The following is a 14,956-nucleotide window of genomic DNA, read 5'->3' on the forward strand; positions in this document are numbered from 1 at the left end:
CCGCCCGTTCGGCCTCGTATGTACCACGTACGGTTCCGCGATCCGGCCGGATCGATCCGCGACGGCGAGTACGACCCGGCGACCGACACGGTCGCCTTCGGCGGCGAGGCGTACGCGCTCTCGGACCCCGCGATCGACGTGCTCGCGCCGAGCGAGCCCTCGAAGATCGTCTGTATCGGCCGCAACTACGCCGACCACGCGGAAGAGCTCGGGAACGACGTGCCCGACCGCCCGCTGCTCTTCCTCAAGCCGCCGAACGCGGTGGCGAGCCACGGCGACACCGTGACCGTCCCGGCCGGCAAAGACCGGATCGACTGGGAGGCGGAGTTCGCGGTCGTGATCGGCGAGCAGTGTAAGGCGGTCGACGCCGCCGACGCGATGGACGTCGTCGCCGGGTTCACCTGTATGAACGACGTGTCGAACCGCGACGACCAGAACCGCGAGCAGAACTGGGTGCGCGGGAAGGCGTTCGACGGCGCCGCGCCGCTCGGCCCGGTCCTCGCGACGCCCGACGAGGTTCCCGCCGACGCGAGCGTCGAGCTCCGCGTCAACGGCGAGACGAAGCAGTCGAGCGACCGCGAGCACATGATCTTCGACGTGCCGACGCTGATCGAGGAGATCACGACGTACCTCACGCTCGAGCCCGGCGACGTCATCGCCACTGGCACGCCGGAGGGGGTCGGCGCCCTCTCTGACGGGGACACGGTGGAGATCGAGATCGAGGGCGTCGGCACGCTCGAACACGACGTTCGCGTCCCCTGAGCGCCCGGGCCGACCGACCTGTCCGGCCGTTCCTGTAGCTCGGTACCACACCTCGTTTCCGGTGAACGCTTATATGCCAGCCCCCGGAGTCGGAGGTATGGAGACCAGTTCGTTCGTCGCCGAACCTTGACGGCACCGTCGCGGCGCGATCCGACGCCGGCCGACCCCGTCGGACGCGGGACAACCGGTCCGAATCGGATCGACCGATCGGACGCGCCGCCGAGACCGCACGCGGAGCGGAGACGCTCCCCTCCCCGGGCCGACGCGAGCGCCCGACCGAATGTCACGAGACGACGACGCGACGAACGAACGCGACGCATCGAGCGAGTCAGACGCACGCGAGACCGCGACCCCGCACGCCGACGCGACCAGGGCCGTGGTCGCGGCGCGGTCCGACGACGGCCCGCCGGACACGGCGGAGATCCGCGAGCTGGCCGCCGCGGCCGGCTACGCGGTGGTCGGCGAGGTCACCCAGCGGCGGCGCGAGGACCCGACCTACGACCTCGGACGCGGGAAGGCCGAGGAGCTGATGCGGCTCGCGGCCGACGCCGACGCCGAGGCCGTCATCTACGACGGCAGCCTGTCGCCGGGACAGACGTTCTCACTCGGCGACCTGCTGCCGACCGGGACCGCGGTCGTCGACCGCCCGCGATTGGCCTTGGAGCTGTTCGCCGACGCCGCCGACTCGCGGGCCGCCGACCGACAGCTGGAGCTGGCGCGGCTCCGCTACGAGCTGCCGAGACTCCGGGAAGCGGTCGCCCGCGACGCGAGCGAGGACGTGCGCCTCCGGCCGGAGGGCGACAGCCGCGTCCTCGACGTCGAGAAGCGGATCGAGTCGGCCGAGCGCGCGCTCGACGAGATCGCCGACGACCGCGCGGCGCGCAGGGCGGAGCGCCGCGACGCCGGGTTCGACCTGATCGCCCTCGCGGGCTACACCAACGCCGGGAAGTCGACGCTGGCGCGGCGGCTCGCGGACGAGGTCGACGACCCCGATTTCGGTGCCGGGGCCTCGGATCGGCCCGCAGCGCGCGCCGACACAGCCGCGGGGGACCCGGCGGACGACGCCGGTGCGCTCGCGGTCGCCGACCGCCCGTTCGAGACGCTCTCGACGACCACGCGCCGCGCGACCGTCGCCGGACGGCGCACCCTGCTCACGGACACCGTCGGGTTCCTCGACGGGCTGCCGCACGAGGCGGTGCGCTCGTTCCGCGCCACCATCGACGCGGTCCGGGCCGCCGACTGCGCGCTGCTCGTCGCGGACGCGAGCGACGACCCCGCGGCCCTCCGTCGGAAGCTCAGCGCGTCGCTGTCGGCGATCGAAGCGACCGACGGCCCGGTCGTCCCCGTCCTGTCGAAGGTCGACGAGGTCGATGCCGACGGGCTCGCGTCCGCCGTCGAGGCGTACGAAACCGTCGTCGCCGAACTCGGCCCGCGGGACGCGCCCGTCGCCGACGCGGTCCGGTCGCCGGTTCCGGTGAGCGTCCGGGACGAGTCGGGGCTCGGCGACCTCGCGGACGCGGTGGCGGACGCGCTGCCGACGGCGACGGCGACCGTCGAGGTCCAGAACGGCGGGGACGCGCAGGCCGCGCTCTCGTGGGCGTACGACCGAGCGGTGGTCGCGGGCGTCGAGTACGGCGGCGAGACGATGGCCGTCGACCTGGCGGGACGGCCCGACGTCGTCGCCGAGGCAGAGCGGCGGCTGCGCGGCGCGGGTTCGCCCCCGTGAGCGCTCCCGACACCGACCCGGGAGCGCCGTGACCGGCGTCCGTCAAGACCACCCTTAAGCCCGACCGCCCCCGACCTCCGGGCATGCGACCACGGGATCTCTCCGATCACTCGCCGTACGTGCCCGGGCGGGGCGTCGAGGAGGTCGCCCGCGAGCGCGGGATCGACCCCGACGACCTCATCAAGCTCTCCTCGAACGAGAACCCGCACGGCCCGAGCCCGGCGGCCGTCGAGGCCATTCGCGACCACGCCGACCGCGTGAACCAGTACCCGAAGTCCTCGCACACGGACCTCACCGCGAAGATCGCCGAGAAGTGGGGCGTCGACGACGAGCAGGTGTGGGTCTCGCCCGGCGCCGACGGCTCGATCGACTACCTCTCTCGGGCCGCGCTGGAGCCGGGCGACGAGGTGTTAGTGCCGAGCCCCGGCTTCGCGTACTACGCGATGTCCTCGCGGTACCACCACGGCGAGGTGACCGAGTACGAGCTCTCGACCGCCGACGGCTTCGCGCAGGACGCGGAGACGGTGCTGTCCGCCTACGGGGGCGAGCGCATCGTCTACGTCACCTCGCCGCACAACCCCTCTGGCTCGACGATGCCGCTCGACGAGGTCGAAGCGATCGCGGACGCGACCGCGCCGGAGACGCTGGTCGTCGTCGACGAGGCGTACGGGGAGTTCTCGGACGTCGACAGCGCGATCCCGCTCGCCGACGAGCGCGACGACGTGGCGGTCCTTCGCACCTTCTCGAAGGCGTACGGGCTCGCCGGGCTCCGGATCGGATACAGCGTCGTCCCCGAGGCGTGGGGCGAGGCGTACGCCCGCGTCAACACGCCGTTCGCGGCCAACGAGCTCGCCTGCCGGGCCGCCCTCGCCGCGCTCGACGACGAGGGGCACGTCGAGCAGTCGGTCGAGTCCGCCCGCTGGGCCCGCGAGTACATCGCGGACGAGCTCGACGCGCCCACCGTCGACTCCGCGGGGAACTTCGTCCTCGCCGCGGTGGGCGACGGCGAGCGCGTCGCGGAGGCGGCTCAAGAGCGCGGCGTGATCATCCGCGACTGTACCTCGTTCGGGCTCCCCGAGCACGTCCGTATCTCGACGGGGACCCGCGAGGAGACCCGCGAGGCGGTCGAACTGCTCAACGAGACGCTGGCCGACCTCGACCTCGGTGTTCGGGCGTGACGGCGGGGGCCGACGACGCCGACGCCAGCCCTGACCGCGACCGCGCCGACCGCGTCGCCGTCACGGGCACGCCCGGAACCGGGAAGACGACCGCGACGGCGCTGCTCGAAGGGGAGTACGACGTGATCCACCTCAACGACCGGATCAAGTCCGACGACGACCTCTGGACCGAGCGCGACGACGAGCGCGACACGCTCGTCGCCGACCTCGACGCGGTCCGCGAGGACCTCGGCGGCTGGTCCGGGGTCCTCGACTCGCACCTCGCGCACCGGTTCGCTGTCGACCGCGTCGTCGTGTTGCGCTGTCACCCCGAAACGGTCGAGTCCCGACTCGAGGCGCGCGGCGAGACGGCCGAGACGGCGGCCGAGAACGCCGAGAGCGAGGCGCTCGACGTGATCCTCTCGGAGGCGGTGGCCGAACACGGCGCGGAGAACGTCTACGAGGTGGACGCCACCGACCGCAACCCCGAGGCGGTCGCCGATGCGATCCGGGCAGCGATCGAGGGGGAGCGCGAGCCGAGCGCCGGCACCGTGGACTTCATCGATTATATATGAGCCGGCCGCGAGCGTCGAGACGGTAGATGACCCTCGACCAGTACCGCTCCGTGGCCGACCGGCTGCTCGGCCCGTGGGTGTCCGCGGCCGACAGGCTCGGCCTCTCGCCCGACCAGGTGAGCGTGATCGCCTTCCTCGTCGCGGTCGGGGCCGCCGCGGCCTTCGCCGCCGGGTCGACGCCGCTGTACGCGGCCGGCGCGCTACTCGTCCTCCTCAACGGCTGGCTCGACCTCGTCGACGGCGCCCTCGCGCGCCACCAGGAGATCGCCTCCGACGGCGGGGACTTCCTCGACCACGTCCTCGACCGCTACGCCGACGTGGCGGTCATCGGCGGGCTCACGGCCGGCGTGGAGGCGTACGCGCTGGGCTTCGCCGCCGTCACGGGCGTCCTCCTCACCTCGTACCTCGGCACGCAGATCCAAGCGGTCGGGATCGGCCGCGAGTACGGCGGCCTCCTCGGCCGGGCCGACCGGCTCGCGCTGATGGGCGTCGTGGGCGTCGTCGCCGCGGTCTACTCGGCGCCGATCGTCGCCGGACTGAACGTCGTCGGCCTGCTGCTCGCGCTGTTCGCCGTCGTCGGTCACCTGACCGCGGTCCAGCGGTTCCTCGGCGCGTGGAGCGACCTGTAGCCGCTCGCGGTTCCCTCCCCCGGTCCGGTCCTGCCCAAGAGCGGCGCCTGAGCAGATGTTCGGATCGGCGGCGGCGATGGGTTCTCAGCCGTTCTCGACCCCCGTGAGCGCAGTTCCGACCCCCGCGCGTGGACGTCGTCGACGGCGTCGCGGACGATCGACTCGTCGACGTCGAACGCCCGGGCGGCGTACGCCACCGACAGCCTGACGGCGAGACACGTCATCCGGACCTCCTCGTCGGCTCGGACGACCGAGGGCGGGGTACCCCGTCTGCCGGTCTGTCTCTCGTCGAACCCGCCGGCGATAGCGTACAGATCGGCGTACAGCCGGGCCGCCTGCGGGAGGTCGGACGACGCGATGCGCCCGTCGGAGCCGTCGAAGTGGTACGCGTCGGGGCGGACACGCTCCTCGCGGACGATCCGATGGCCGTCGTCGTACGTTTCGATGATCGTCTCGGCGGAGTCGCTCACTGGAACCAGCCTCTCCGAACGCCTCGCGAAACGAGGGAACAATTTAAAAGCGTCCGGTCGATACGGGAGGTATGCCCACTTTCGAGCTGAACCTCTCGGACGACGTGTACGCGGAGTTTCAGCAGCTGGCCGATGAGGAGTTCGTTTCCGAGGAGCAGGCCGCCGAGGACCTCATCGCGTCCGGCATCGAGGCGTACAACGTGAGCGTCGTCGACGACGATCCCCGCGACGAGATGCTCGACGGCGCCGAGAACAACATGTTCGACACCGCCGAAGACCCCGGAAGCATCGAAGACGACCGGCTGTAAGAGTCGTCTCGACGCCTGACCCGGCTTCTTCCTAGAAACGCACCACGCCGACAGCGAGCGGCGTCCGGCGGACTACGGCCGCCGCGTGTGAGTCAGAAGCGGGAACTCCGTGCGAACGGTGAGCCGAAGGTCCCCGGCCAGCGGTCGCGCCTCGGCGGGCGCTTCGCTCTCGTCGATCAGGAGGCCGCCGCTCTCGGAGAGTCCGACGAACAGCACGTCGCCGACCGAGAGCCGCTCCGAAAGCCTGCTGCTGGCGCTCCCCCGTTCGTCTCGCAGACGAATACGTGCGTCTCGGGACACGTCGTCGCCGCCCGTCATCTCCACCCGGAACGCGGTGCCGTCGTCGGTGAACGCGACGTCGAACCGGACGCCCTGCTCTCGCGCCGCGTCCGCCCAGTCGGGCTCGTCCACGCTCGTGTCGCCGACCGCGGTTATCGCGGCCGTGACGTCGAACGCGATCGTTTCGCCGCCCTGGAGCTCCGTCTGATCGTACTCCAGCTGGCTCACGAATCCGGACTCGCTGACCGTTATCGACGCGTCGAACTCCCGCATCTCCCCGAAGCTGAGTCGCTCCGAGTAGCCGACCGACTCGTAGACGACCCCCAAGCCGCCCGCGGTCTCGACCAGTTCCGTCGCCGCTCCCCACTCCACCTCGGAGATGTACCGTCTGAACTCGCTCAGCCCGGTCACCTCGTCCGTCGGCGGTGCGCGCTCGTCCACCCTGTAGGCCTGCTCGAACCCGGACTCCATCCTGACGTACGCCACGTCCTCGTCGGCCGGCGACCAGACACGCTCGGTCTCCCCGTTCTCCGTTACCTCACGCGAGACGGCGTTGTCGTCGAACTTGCTCGTCTGCGTCTGGGAGAACTCGTTGTCGTCGAACACGTCGGTGCGCTCCCCTTCGTGCGTCAACGACCCCGCCTCGACCAGGGTCGATTCGTGCGTGCCGAACAGCGTCGCCCCGTCGACACCGTCCTGACGTGCCCCGTCCGGGTAGTCGAAATCGTCCAGTGTCGGCGCCGCGTCTTCGGTGCTTTCCGTCTGATTCTCCGAGCCGTTGTCGTCCCCGTCGTCCCCGTCGGACGCTTCCTCGGACCCGTTCGGCGGCGCCGACTCGTCGGGGGTCGAACCGCTACAGCCCGCAAGTGGAAGAGAGACGGCCGCCGCGCTGGTGAGAACGTATCGCCTGTTCATATGTGGTCTACGGTACCCTCCAGACACGTACGTAAATACGTGCTGACTTGTTTTGTATATTATATTCTGGCTGGCGTTCGAATCGAAGTTCGGTCGACCGAATCTGTGTGTAGTAACTCTACAACAGGCATGTAACTGACATACCTGCGGCGAGTCAATACCCCAAGCCAAACAGCCGGTTCGCCGACAGCGTGGCCAGCCCGAGCGCCATCACGCAGGCGAGCAGCCCGAACGCGACCGGCCACCCCGCGGCGTCGGAGACGGCGCCGACGACGACGCTGCCGGAGGCCCCCGTGACCATGTACGCCGTCCGGACCAGCCCGAACCCGGCGCCGCGCTCGGCGTCGGAGAGGAGGTCCATGAACCGCGACTGTACCGGCGCGCCCCACGACATCGCGAGGCCGACGAGGCCGACGCCCGCGACCGTGACCGGCAGCCCCAGGTCGAGCGTCGCAGTCGCGACGAGGGCCCCGTACCCGACGACGCCGGCGCTCATGGTCACCATCGCGGTGGCGTCGCGGCCGATCCGGTCGGATATCGACCCGGTGACCGGCTGTGTTCCCCCGTGGACGAGGAAGTACGCCGAGAACAAAAGCGCCGACAGCGCGCTCGATAAGCCGGTCCCGACCTCGAGGAACGTCGGCAGGAAGGATGCGGTCGCCTGCCACGTGAACGCGCCCATCGTCGCCAGCGCCGTCGTGTAGAGGATCTCGGGCCGCGAGAGCAGCTCGGCGAGCGGACCGAACGCGAACCGCTCGCCCATCGGCTGGTCGGGGCGGAGCGGTTCGGTCGGCCGGACCCGCCACGCGAACAGCGCGAACACGGGGACCGCGACGGCAGCGCCGAGGAGGACCCCGGCGCGCCACCCGTACCGCGATCCGACGAGCGCGGCCGCCGGCGGCGCGGCGAGTCCCGCGAGCGGTCCCCCGGCCACGTGGACGCCGATGGCGCGGCCGGTGTCGTCGAACTGCCGCGTGAGGAACGTCGTCGCGACCGAGTAGTGGAGCCCCGCCCCGACGCCGAGAACGGCCGCGAACAGTCCGAACGCGAGCATCGAAGGCGAGGCGGCGAGGAGCACCGACGCGATCGCGGTGGCCCCCACCGCGGTGAGGATGACGCGGCGCTCGCCGTAGCGATCGCCGAGGACGCCGGAGGGGAACTGCGCCAGCGCGTAGGTGAGCCACATGCCGCTGAGCGCGAGCCCGACGGTGCCGTTGGTGACGCCGAACTGCGTCGTGATCTCCGGGACCAGCGGGCTGACGACCAGCCGCGCCACCATGGTGCCGGTGAACGCGAGCGTACAGAGCGCGAGCGCCGTCTGTTCGTACCGCCAGTTCACAGTCGCCGTACCGGACACGGGTCAAAGCGGCTTCCGATCGCGGTCAGACGAACCGGAGCCTCTCCGGCCGGACCGCCCGAGAGCTCACTCGGCCGCGAACCGGATCGGGTAGTCGGTGAGGTTCTCGTAGCCGTCCTCGGTGACGACGACGAGGTCCTCGATCCGGACGCCGCCCACGTCGGGGTCGTAGAGGCCGGGCTCGACGGTGATCACGTGGCCCGGCTCCAGCTCTCCGCCGCCGCTCGCGAGCCGCGGCGACTCGTGGACGTCGAGACCGATGCCGTGCCCCGTCGAGTGGATGAACCCGGTCTCCGTCTCCGGGTCGGTGCGGAAGGTCGGCTCGCCGGCCTCGTCGTACACCTCGCAGGCGGCGGCGTGGACGTCTTCCCCGGTCGCGCCCGGCTCGACCGCGTCGAGCGCGGCGTCGAGGGCGCGCTCGGTGAGTTCGTACCACTCGCGGAGGGTCTCGTTCGGCTCGCCGACGCAGAACGTCCGCGTCATGTCGGCGTTGTACTTCGTCGCCTTCGACCGGGGGAAGATGTCGACGATGATCGCCTCGTCCGCGCGGAGCGGGCCCGAGCCACGGTCGTGGGGGTCCGCGGCCTGCGCGCCGCCGGCGACGATCGTCTCGTCGAGCGCGCAGCCGTGCCGGAGGAGGGTGACCTCGATCTCCTCGGTCACCCGCTCGCTGGTGAGCGGCTCGCCGTCGCGGAGCAGGACGCCCGTCTCCGCGTCGTCGCTCTCGGTCGCCACGTCCGCGCCGGCGATCAGGTCCTCGGCGGCGCGCATCGCCGCCTCGTTCGCCGCCTGGGCCTCGCGGATCGCCTCGATCTCGTCGTCGGTCTTGACCGCCCGGACTTCCCGGAGCCGGTCGTCGGTGTCGACGGTCACCGCCACGCCGCGCTCCCGGAGGGCGTCGGCGGTACCGACCGGGCCGCGGGGCGGCATCGAGACGGACTCGACGCCCTTGTCGCGGACGAACGCGGCGTACATGTCGTTTCGCGCCTCGCGCCCGCCGTACTCGTAGTCGTAGTCGGCGTGGCGCTCGACGCCGTCGGCCGTCGCCTCCTTCTTCGCCCGCCCGTACTCCAGGCCGCCGACGAGGACGTGGACCGCTCCGTCGGCGTACAGCGTGAGGAACGGGTCGGGCCCGGTGAACCCGGAGAGGTACAGCTGGTTGGCGTCCTCCTGCGAGGCGTCGATCAGGTAGCCGTCCGTCTCGAGGTCGGCGAGGCGGTCGTCGAGCCGCGGTCGGTTCATACGTGCCCCTGTTCGGGGAGGGGCAAAGCGGTTGTCCTCTCGGAACCGGCGAGACGGTGAGGGGCCTCGACGACCCGCGACAAAGCATATGCCCGCCAAGCCGGAACGACCGGGGCGTGATGTCGACGGACCGACGAACTACCCTCCTCTCGCTCGTACACCTCCCGTCCGGCTGGCTGCCGGTCGCCGTCGCCTGCGGGAGCGCTGCGGCGCTGCTCGGACTGGCGCTCACCTGGATCGGGCTCGCGGTCGCCGGCGTCTCGCCGGAGGAGTCCGAGGTCGCCCGGTGGATGGTCGGCGGCCCGATATCCGCGGTCGAGGGGTCGATCTGGTTCCTCCTCGACGCCCACTGGGTCCGGGTCCGGACGGGACCCGGGCTGTCGAACCACGTCATCTTCGGGCATCCGCTGATACAGGCCGACGCCGCGCTGTGGCCGCTCCGCGCGGTCCCGCTGACCTTCGCTCTCGGCGCCGCGGCCGCCGTCCGATACCTCGGTGTCGACGACCTGCTCGCCGGCGCCGTGACCGGCATGGGCGCGACCCTCGGATACCTCCCGACGATGCTCGCGCTGCGGGCGGTCTCTCGGGTGCCGTTGACGCGTCACGCGACCGACGGGACGGTGCCGATCTCCGACGCGGACGGGATACCTGTGACGGAGGCCGCCGGCGTCACCGCCGGTCCGGACTTCGCCGCGACAGTGCTACTGGTGACCGGACTGGGCGTCGTCGTCGGCCATCTCGTCGGTGCGAGCGCGACCTTCGCGACCGGGGACTGACGGCCGGATCGGTCGCCGCGAACGCCGTCCCGTCACCGCGAAACGCCTATATACTATATCCCGGGGAGAGTCCGTCTGTTTCGCTCGTGACGTGGTTTCGCAGGAGGCATCTCGAATACCGAATCTTACAGGGTTGTACACTCCGTTTTCGGGCGTGTCTCAGAGGTACCAACCACACAAACATTTAAGTATTTGGCTCACTTACCCGAAGGTGAGGAAAACACCGAGATCCGTCTCTCGGTTTCGTTGTTCCCTCCACGTACCAAACCAATGAGCGAGAACCTTCGAACGTACACGACAGAGACGGCCGACGACGAGCGCGAAACCGAGTCGGAGAGCCAAGAGGAGGAACTGCGGTGTCCCGAGTGCGGCGGTCAGCTAGCGACGGACACGGAACACGGCGAGACCGTCTGCGTCGACTGCGGACTGGTCGTCGAAGAGGACGAGATCGACCGCGGGCCGGAGTGGCGCGCGTTCGACTCCAAGGAGAAGGACAACAAGTCCCGCGTCGGTGCCCCGACGACGAACATGATGCACGACAAGGGGCTCTCGACGAACATCGGCTGGCAGGACAAGGACGCTTACGGTAAGTCGCTGTCCAGCCGCCAGCGCGAGAAGATGCAGCGGCTGCGGACGTGGAACGAGCGGTTCCGCACCCGCGACTCCAAGGAGCGCAACCTCAAGCAGGCGCTCGGCGAGATCGACCGCATGGCCAGCGCCCTCGGCCTCCCCGACAACGTCCGCGAGACTGCGAGCGTCATCTACCGCCGCGCGCTCGACGAGGACCTGCTTCCCGGCCGGTCCATCGAGGGCGTCTCGACGGCCTCGCTGTACGCCGCAGCCCGGCAGGCCGGGACGCCGCGGAGCCTCGACGAGATCGCGGGCGTCTCCCGCGTCGAGAAGGACGAGATCGCCCGGACGTACCGCTACGTCGTCCGCGAGCTGAAGCTGGAGATCCAGCCCGCCGACCCCGAGAGCTACGTCCCGCGGTTCGCCTCCGACCTCGGCCTCTCCGACGAGGCCGAGCGCCGCGCCCGCAGCCTGCTCGACACGGCGAAGGAGCAAGGGATCCACTCCGGCAAGTCGCCGGTCGGGCTCGCCGCCGCCGCCGTCTACGCCGCCTCGCTGCTGGTCAACGAGAAGGTGACCCAGAGCGAGGTCAGCGAGGTCGCGAACATCAGCGAGGTCACCATCCGGAACCGGTACCACGAGCTCCTCGAGGCCGAGGACTCCGTCGCGCTGAACTGAGCCGCTTTTCTGCCCGCCGCCGCGTCGGTCGCCCTCCGTCCGGGTCGAAACCGCGAAGGCGACGCGTCGCCACCCGCACGTATGGAGACGACCCGCCACTTCACGGCGACGACGTACATCGTCAACGACGGCGCGACGGCGCTTCACGACCACGAGCGGCTCGGCATCCGGCTGCCGCCCGGCGGCCACGTCGACCGCGACGAGCTCCCGCACGAGGCCGCTCGCCGCGAGGTCCGCGAGGAGACGGGGCTGACGCCGGAGCTGGTCGCCGCCGAGTCGCAGATCACGGGCCCGAACACCCGCGGGCTCCCGGAGCCGGCCCACCTCATGCTCCACGACATCAACGTCCACGAGGACGGGTTGGTGGGCCACCAGCACGTCGATCACCTCTACTACGCCCGCGTCGACTCCCGAGAGATCGCTCCCGACGGCGACGACGAGGTCGACCCGGACCAGTGGCGCTGGTACACCCGGTCTGAACTCGCGGCGAGCGACCTCCCGGAGGACGTCGTCGACCTCGGTCGGGAGGCGATCGCCGCCGTCGACGAGGGGTGAGCGGGACGGGCCGTCGAGAGCGCTCTCGGGGCCGCCGCCGTCCGCCGGTCGGAGCGGCGGAGCGGGGCGTCAGACGGCCGTCTCACGCTCCGGAAGGTATTTGAGTCGGTGTTGGCGACGTAAACGCAAGGATGGACGCACAGCGAAGGGAAGCGATCGCCGAGTGGGACGAGCGCTCGTTTTCCGACGGGCTCGCGGGGCTCGGGCGGATCGTCGACGACGGGTTCTCCGGCGCCGCAACCGACGGGGTCGGGTGGGTGTTCCTCGTCGACGGTCGCGTCGTCGGCGTGGTCGACGCGACGCTCGACGCCTTCGCGGAGGCCTCGGGGACCGTCTACCGGGCCCCCGACGACGCGCTCCCGGTGCTCTTCGCGATGCAGGAGCTCGGCGGCGAGCCGCGGGCGAAGTACTACACCAATGACACGCCGCTCAAGGAGGCGGACCGGAAGCTCTCGCAGGGCGGATTCACCGGCTACATCGAGCTGTCGGAGAACGTCCTCTCCGGCGACTACTACGTCGCGTACACCGGCGGCGAGTCGATGGCCGCCGCGTACGTCGGCAACGCGCGCCGGCTGGAGACGGGGGACGACGCCTTCGAACTCGCCGCGGACGAGGTCGGCATCTACAGCGTGTACGAGGTCGATCTCGACGTCCGCCCGCTCCCGGACGACGCGGAGACGGCGGACGCTACGGACGACGGGACGACCGACGAGACGGAAGACGCGGGGAGCGACCCCGACTCGAGGGGCGACGACGGGAGGGACGCGCCGGGCGGAGCCGATGAAGCTTCCCCCGCGGACGCCGTTGATCCCGCGCCGAACACCGGGCGGGACGACGGCTCGGCGGCCCGGCCCCGAGACGACCCGACGACCGCCGCTCGCGACTCAGATTCGGACGGGCCCGACGCGGCCGAAGCGGGCGGTGAAGCGACGACGGGGGAGGGCGAAGAGTCGCCCGACGCGGTACAGATAGGAGCCGCCGACGCCGCGGAGATGGACGCCACGGAGACGGACGTCGAGGCGGCGGGGGTGACGGACCGCGAGCGCCGGCCACCGACCGAAGCGACCGGAGACGGTGCTTCGCGGGACACCCGGGGAACGCCGGACGCGGGAGACGCATCGAACGCCGAGGGCGCGTCGGGCACCGGGAACGCGTCGAGCGACGAGGACGTCTTCTCGGAGGAGGCCGAGTGGCGGGAGCAGAAGTCCATCCCGGCGCTCGACCCGTCGGAGGCTGGCGACGAACCCCGCGGGGCCGACGAGCGTCCCGACCCGCCGTCGCAGCGTTCTCGTTCGGCGGCCGACCCCGGGCGGGCCGAGCGGAGCGGATCGAACGCGAACGGCGGGTCGCCGTCGCCGCGCTCCACCGAGCGGTCCGCGTCGACGCCGTCGGCGGTCTCGAAGCGCGACGCCCGCGACGCGACGGGCGACGCGAGCCCGGAGCGGCTTCGGAAGCTCGAGGCGGCCCTCGAGGAGACGGAGACGAAGCGCCAGTCGCTGGCCGACGAACGCGACCGGCTAGCGGCCGAGCGCGACGAGATCGCGACCGAACGCGACGAGTTGGTCGACGAGGTCGAGCGGCTCGAGTCCGAGGTCGGCGACCTCCGGGAGGAGCGCGACCGGCTCCGCCGCGAGCTCTCCGAGGCGAAGGACCGGCTCCCGGACGCCGAGCGGACGCTCACCCCCGCGAAGGCGCGCAGCGGAACGAACCTGTTCATCAGGTACGAATCGAAGGAGGGCGCGACGCTGGCGGACGCCCACAACGGGAGCGTCGACCGCGAGGCCCTCCGCGAGAACCTCCGGGTCGAACACCACACCAGCTTCGAGACGGAGGGCCTCGCCGTCGACGGGCGGCCGTTCGAGGAGTTCCTCGGGGACACCATCGAGTACGGCTTCACCCGCTGGCTCGTCGAGGACCTCCCGTTCGAGGTCCGCGGTACCGGGAACGAGGGGACGCTTCGGGACCTCTACGACGCGCTCCCGGACATCGACCGCGCCGAGATCGGCGGGACGGTGTCGGTCAAACTCCGCGAGGGCGGCGAGGAGGTCCGCGAGCAGCGGTCGTTCGACCTCGTGTTGCGCGATCGCATGGGACACCCGCTGTTCGTCGCCGACCTGAACGACAGCCGGGACCCGACGCCCGAGGGGACGCTGGAGTCGCTCGTCGAGAACGGGCGCGACATCGCCGCCTCCAACGAGACGTTCGCCGGGGCGTTCGCGGTGACTGAGAGCTTCTTCGAGCCCGGGGCCTTAGAGACCGCGAGCGATGCGGTCGGCGGCGGCCTGTTCAGCCGGTCCAAGCGGGCGAGCTTCGTGAAGCTCTCGCGCAAGCAGGGGTTCCACCTGTGCCTCGTCGAGGCGCGCGACGGCGGGTTCCACATGACGGTCCCGGACCTGTAGTCGGTCCGACCGCCGCGGCTCGCGAGCGCGGGCTGAGAGAGAAAACGCGGCACCTACGTCGGCGGGCCAAATCGGAATCGCAGTCAGTTCTGGAGTTCCGCGGCGTCGTCGATCCGCATCGACCCCAGCTTATCAACGGTCTCGTCGAGCTTCTCGTCGAGTTCGTCGACGAACTCGTGGGTCCGCTCCGTGGTGATCGCTCCCTGGCTGGACGGCTCGATGAGGTTCTCCTCTTCGAGGACGCGCAGCGAGTATCGGACCTTGTGGTGCGGGTACCCAGTCTCGTTCGACATCTTCACGATGCCGATCGGCTCGTTCTCGATGACCATCCGCAGGACTTGGAGGTGACGTTCCAGCATGTCTACCTCTTTCTCTAGTCGATCTATCATGGCACATGTTAACTTGTCATGCCCCCGTTTAAAAGTTGCTGTCGGCGACCGCGGTCACCCTGTCAGATCGCACCCTTTGACGTGGCAGTAATTAACGTGTTCGATTGCGGCGCAGCGCGCGGCTCGGACGCGGCGCGCCCGATCGCGACGGAGACCGCGAGAGTGAGTA

Annotated in this window: 15 protein-coding genes; 10 read left to right on the forward strand and 5 right to left on the reverse strand. The window is 70.7% G+C overall.

Features of this window, described 5'->3' with window-relative positions; all coding sequences use genetic code 11:
• Nucleotides 1–18: 18 nt before the first annotated feature.
• The 5 genes from EXE41_RS02965 (at nt 19) to EXE41_RS02985 (ending at nt 4,849) form a co-directional block, all read left to right on the forward strand.
• Nucleotides 19–762 (forward strand): fumarylacetoacetate hydrolase family protein, encoded by a 744-nt coding sequence (locus tag EXE41_RS02965; RefSeq protein WP_137690256.1) that lies wholly within the window; start codon nt 19–21, stop codon nt 760–762.
• Between the two features lie 280 nt (nt 763–1,042).
• Nucleotides 1,043–2,488, forward strand: coding sequence for a GTPase (locus tag EXE41_RS02970; protein ID WP_137690257.1), 1,446 nt, complete (start codon nt 1,043–1,045; stop codon nt 2,486–2,488).
• An 83-nt stretch (nt 2,489–2,571) separates the two neighbouring features.
• Entirely contained in the window at nt 2,572–3,666 is a 1,095-nt protein-coding gene (gene hisC / locus EXE41_RS02975) for a histidinol-phosphate transaminase (RefSeq protein WP_137690258.1), read from the forward strand.
• Nucleotides 3,663–4,220, forward strand: a complete 558-nt coding sequence (locus tag EXE41_RS02980; RefSeq protein WP_137690259.1) for an adenylate kinase family protein — start codon at nt 3,663–3,665, stop codon at nt 4,218–4,220. Before hisC ends, EXE41_RS02980 begins: the two co-directional genes overlap by 4 nt.
• Nucleotides 4,221–4,246: 26 nt before the next feature.
• The gene (locus tag EXE41_RS02985) at nt 4,247–4,849 is read left to right on the forward strand and encodes a CDP-alcohol phosphatidyltransferase family protein (protein WP_049929608.1); all 603 of its coding nucleotides are present in this window, start codon (nt 4,247–4,249) and stop codon (nt 4,847–4,849) included.
• On the opposite strand, the gene EXE41_RS02990 is transcribed toward EXE41_RS02985, so the two are convergent.
• Nucleotides 4,801–5,319 (reverse strand): hypothetical protein, encoded by a 519-nt coding sequence (locus EXE41_RS02990; protein WP_233125172.1) that lies wholly within the window; start codon nt 5,317–5,319, stop codon nt 4,801–4,803. The genes EXE41_RS02985 and EXE41_RS02990 overlap by 49 nt on opposite strands.
• A 71-nt stretch (nt 5,320–5,390) precedes the next feature.
• On the opposite strand from EXE41_RS02990, the gene EXE41_RS02995 reads away from it, so the two are divergent.
• Nucleotides 5,391–5,627 (forward strand): hypothetical protein, encoded by a 237-nt coding sequence (locus EXE41_RS02995; RefSeq protein ID WP_008442562.1) that lies wholly within the window; start codon nt 5,391–5,393, stop codon nt 5,625–5,627.
• A 72-nt stretch (nt 5,628–5,699) separates the two neighbouring features.
• Here EXE41_RS02995 and EXE41_RS03000 read toward each other — a convergent pair whose 3' ends face one another.
• The 3 genes from EXE41_RS03000 to EXE41_RS03010 form a co-directional block, all read right to left on the reverse strand.
• Nucleotides 5,700–6,821 (reverse strand): hypothetical protein, encoded by a 1,122-nt coding sequence (locus EXE41_RS03000; protein ID WP_137690260.1) that lies wholly within the window; start codon nt 6,819–6,821, stop codon nt 5,700–5,702.
• 154 nt (nt 6,822–6,975) lie between these two features.
• Entirely contained in the window at nt 6,976–8,160 is a 1,185-nt protein-coding gene (locus EXE41_RS03005; RefSeq protein ID WP_086215812.1) for an MFS transporter, read from the reverse strand.
• An 84-nt stretch (nt 8,161–8,244) separates the two neighbouring features.
• Nucleotides 8,245–9,420, reverse strand: coding sequence for a Xaa-Pro peptidase family protein (locus EXE41_RS03010; protein ID WP_137690261.1), 1,176 nt, complete (start codon nt 9,418–9,420; stop codon nt 8,245–8,247).
• Between the two features lie 119 nt (nt 9,421–9,539).
• Here EXE41_RS03010 and EXE41_RS03015 point away from each other — a divergent pair, with 119 nt between their 5' ends.
• The 4 genes from EXE41_RS03015 to EXE41_RS03030 all read left to right on the forward strand — a co-directional run bounded on the left by EXE41_RS03015 (nt 9,540) and on the right by EXE41_RS03030 (nt 14,398).
• On the forward strand, nt 9,540–10,196 hold the full coding sequence (locus EXE41_RS03015; RefSeq protein WP_137690262.1) for a hypothetical protein: 657 nt from the start codon (nt 9,540–9,542) through the stop codon (nt 10,194–10,196).
• 270 nt (nt 10,197–10,466) lie between these two features.
• Complete coding sequence (locus EXE41_RS03020) at nt 10,467–11,444, forward strand: transcription initiation factor IIB family protein (protein ID WP_049929602.1); 978 nt, start codon at nt 10,467–10,469, stop codon at nt 11,442–11,444.
• Nucleotides 11,445–11,525: 81 nt separating this feature from the next.
• On the forward strand, nt 11,526–11,999 hold the full coding sequence (locus EXE41_RS03025) for an NUDIX hydrolase (RefSeq protein ID WP_137690263.1): 474 nt from the start codon (nt 11,526–11,528) through the stop codon (nt 11,997–11,999).
• A 131-nt stretch (nt 12,000–12,130) separates the two neighbouring features.
• Nucleotides 12,131–14,398 carry a hypothetical protein gene (locus EXE41_RS03030; RefSeq protein WP_137690264.1) on the forward strand — a complete coding sequence of 756 codons (2,268 nt, stop codon included), beginning with the start codon at nt 12,131–12,133 and terminating at the stop codon, nt 14,396–14,398.
• Between the two features lie 83 nt (nt 14,399–14,481).
• Here the strand turns inward: EXE41_RS03030 and EXE41_RS03035 are convergent, their stop codons facing one another.
• Nucleotides 14,482–14,787, reverse strand: coding sequence for a hypothetical protein (locus tag EXE41_RS03035; RefSeq protein ID WP_049929599.1), 306 nt, complete (start codon nt 14,785–14,787; stop codon nt 14,482–14,484).
• Nucleotides 14,788–14,956: the final 169 nt, after the last annotated feature.

This window comes from Halorubrum sp. SD690R, from assembly GCF_005435035.1.
Lineage (GTDB): Archaea > Halobacteriota > Halobacteria > Halobacteriales > Haloferacaceae > Halorubrum > Halorubrum ezzemoulense.

What these genes read in the sequence shown, in the direction of transcription:
- EXE41_RS02965 (WP_137690256.1), top strand. Translation starts at nt 19, where the DNA reads ATGTACCACGTACGGTTCCGCGATCCGGCCGGATCGATCCGCGACGGC.
- EXE41_RS02970 (WP_137690257.1), top strand. Translation starts at nt 1,043, where the DNA reads ATGTCACGAGACGACGACGCGACGAACGAACGCGACGCATCGAGCGAG.
- hisC (WP_137690258.1), top strand. Translation starts at nt 2,572, where the DNA reads ATGCGACCACGGGATCTCTCCGATCACTCGCCGTACGTGCCCGGGCGG.
- EXE41_RS02985 (WP_049929608.1), top strand. Translation starts at nt 4,247, where the DNA reads ATGACCCTCGACCAGTACCGCTCCGTGGCCGACCGGCTGCTCGGCCCG.
- EXE41_RS02995 (WP_008442562.1), top strand. Translation starts at nt 5,391, where the DNA reads ATGCCCACTTTCGAGCTGAACCTCTCGGACGACGTGTACGCGGAGTTT.
- EXE41_RS03000 (WP_137690260.1), bottom strand. Translation starts at nt 6,821, where the DNA reads ATGAACAGGCGATACGTTCTCACCAGCGCGGCGGCCGTCTCTCTTCCA.
- EXE41_RS03010 (WP_137690261.1), bottom strand. Translation starts at nt 9,420, where the DNA reads ATGAACCGACCGCGGCTCGACGACCGCCTCGCCGACCTCGAGACGGAC.
- EXE41_RS03015 (WP_137690262.1), top strand. Translation starts at nt 9,540, where the DNA reads ATGTCGACGGACCGACGAACTACCCTCCTCTCGCTCGTACACCTCCCG.
- EXE41_RS03020 (WP_049929602.1), top strand. Translation starts at nt 10,467, where the DNA reads ATGAGCGAGAACCTTCGAACGTACACGACAGAGACGGCCGACGACGAG.
- EXE41_RS03025 (WP_137690263.1), top strand. Translation starts at nt 11,526, where the DNA reads ATGGAGACGACCCGCCACTTCACGGCGACGACGTACATCGTCAACGAC.
- EXE41_RS03030 (WP_137690264.1), top strand. Translation starts at nt 12,131, where the DNA reads ATGGACGCACAGCGAAGGGAAGCGATCGCCGAGTGGGACGAGCGCTCG.
- EXE41_RS03035 (WP_049929599.1), bottom strand. Translation starts at nt 14,787, where the DNA reads ATGATAGATCGACTAGAGAAAGAGGTAGACATGCTGGAACGTCACCTC.